General features: G+C 73.9%; 1 protein-coding gene. It reads left to right on the forward strand.

Annotation, left to right across the window (positions count from 1 at the left end; all coding sequences use genetic code 11):
- The coding region (locus tag L7D48_RS28185) for an NHLP family bacteriocin export ABC transporter peptidase/permease/ATPase subunit (RefSeq protein ID WP_374494108.1) at nt 1–2,345 on the forward strand (2,345 nt) is incomplete at its 5' end.
- Nucleotides 2,346–2,381 lie beyond the last annotated feature (36 nt).

The following is a 2,381-nucleotide window of genomic DNA, read 5'->3' on the forward strand; positions in this document are numbered from 1 at the left end:
CCCGGGCCCCGCAGGAATCCGCACCGCCCCCGCACGAACCCGCACCGGCGGCACGGCAGCCCGACCGGCTCCCACCCTCCGGCCACCGCCGTGGCCACCGCCGTGGCAACGGCAACGCCCGCGGCAGGGGCGGCTCCCGCCGCGCCCCGCGCGGCCGGGCCGCCGCACCGGGGGCGGCCGTGCGCGGCAGGACCCCCAGGGCCGTACGCACCCCCACCGTGCTCCAGATGGAGGCGGTCGAGTGCGGCGCCGCCGCGCTGGCCATGGTGCTCGGCCACCACGGCCGCTTCGTCCCCCTGGAGGAGCTGCGCATCGCCTGCGGTGTCTCCCGCGACGGTTCCCGCGCCGGAAACATCCTCAAGGCAGCCCGCGGCTACGGGCTGCGGGCCAAGGGCATGCAGATGGACCTCGCGGCGCTCGCCGAACTGCGCGGACCGGCCATCCTCTTCTGGGAGTTCAACCACTACGTCGTCTACGACGGCATGGGCCGCCGTCTGGGCCGCCGCGGCGTGTACGTCAACGACCCCGGCAAGGGGCGGCGGTTCGTCCCCCTGGAGGAGTTCGACACCAGCTTCACCGGCGTCGTCCTCACCTTCGAGCCCGACGCGGGCTTCCGCGGCGGCGGCCGCAGGCCCGGCGTCCTGGGCGCCATGCCCGCCCGGCTGCGCGGCACCCGCGGCACCCTGCTGGCGGCCGTGCTCGCCAGCCTGCTGCTGGTGGCCGTCGGCGCGACGGTGCCCGCGCTGAGCCGTACCTACATCGACATGTTCCTCATCGGGGGGCAGTCCTCGCTGCTGGGCGTGCTCTTCGCGTCGATGGCGGCCGCCCTGGTGCTCACCGCCGTCCTCACCGGGATCCAGCAGGCCAATCTGCTGCGCGGGCACATCATCTCCTCCACCCTGGCCAGTGCCCGCTTCTTCCGGCACCTGCTGCGCCTGCCGGTCTCCTTCTTCACCCAGCGGAACCCGGCCGACCTCGTCCAGCGGCTGCAGTCCAACGACACGGTCGCCGAGACCCTCGCCCGCGACCTGGCCGCCGCCGGCGTGGACGCCGTGGTGGTCGTGCTCTACGCGGTGCTGCTGTGGACCTACGACCCGCAGCTGACCGTCGTCGGGGTCGGCGTGGCACTGCTCAACGTGGTGGCCATGCGCGTCGTGCTCCGTCTGCGCTCCACCGGCACCCAGAAGCTGCGCGCCGACCTCGCCCGGCTGACCAACACCTCCTACAGCGGCCTCCAGCTCATCGAGACCATGAAGGCCACCGGCGGTGAGCAGGGTTTCTTCCGCCGCTGGGCCGGTCAGCACGCGGCCACCCTCGACGTGCAGCAGCGGCTGGGCGTGCCAAGCGCGTGGCTGGCGGTCGCCGCGCCCGCGCTGGCCACGCTCAACAGCGCGCTGATCCTGATGATCGGCGGGCTGCGGGCGGTCGAGGGGCATCTGACGGTCGGTCTGCTCGTCGCCTTCCAGACCCTGATGACCAGCTTCACCGCGCCGATCACCCGCCTCAACGGGGTGGCGGGGCGGATCCAGGACTTCGCGGCCGACGTCGCCCGCCTGCGGGACGTGGAGAACTTCCCCGTCGACCCGCTCTACACGCGGCGCGAGCCCGTCCCCAGCACCCGGCGCCTGACGGGCCATGTGGAGCTGGAGGGCATCACCTTCGGCTACAGCCCTCTGGACCCGCCGCTGCTGAAGGGTTTCTCGCTCACGGTCGGCCCCGGCCGGCAGGTCGCGCTCGTCGGCGGCTCCGGCAGCGGCAAGTCCACCGTCTCCCGGCTGATCTCGGGCCTGCACACCCCCTGGGAGGGGACCGTCCGCATCGACGGGATGCGGCTGGAGGACATCCCGCGCGGCGCGCTGGCGGCGTCGGTGTCCTTCGTCGACCAGGAGGTCTTCCTCTTCGAGGGCACCGTCCGGGACAACGTCGCGCTGTGGGATCCCTCCATCCCGGACGAGGCCGTGGTCGCGGCCCTGAAGGACGCCGCCGTCCACGACGTGGTCGCCCGCCGCCCCGGCGGCATCCACAGCCGGGTCGAGCAGGGCGGCCGCAACCTCTCCGGCGGCCAGCGCCAGCGGCTGGAGATCGCCCGGGCACTGGTGCGCCGCCCCAGCGTCCTGGTCCTGGACGAGGTGACCAGCGCGCTGGACGCGGTGACCGAGCAGACCATCATCGACAACCTGCGGCGGCGCGGCTGCGCCTGCGTGGTGATCGCCCACCGCCTGAGCACGGTGCGCGACAGCGACGAGATCGTGGTGCTCGACCGGGGCGCGGTCGTGGAGCGCGGCCGCCACGAGGACCTGGTCGCGGCCGGCGGGCCGTACGCCGAACTGGTCAGGGAGCACTGAGTTGACGACCCCTCACGCCCCGTACGCCCCCGACGC

Origin of the sequence: Streptomyces sp. ICN903, from assembly GCF_022015835.1 — a bacterium.
Taxonomy (GTDB): Bacteria; Actinomycetota; Actinomycetes; order Streptomycetales; family Streptomycetaceae; genus Streptomyces; species Streptomyces fenghuangensis.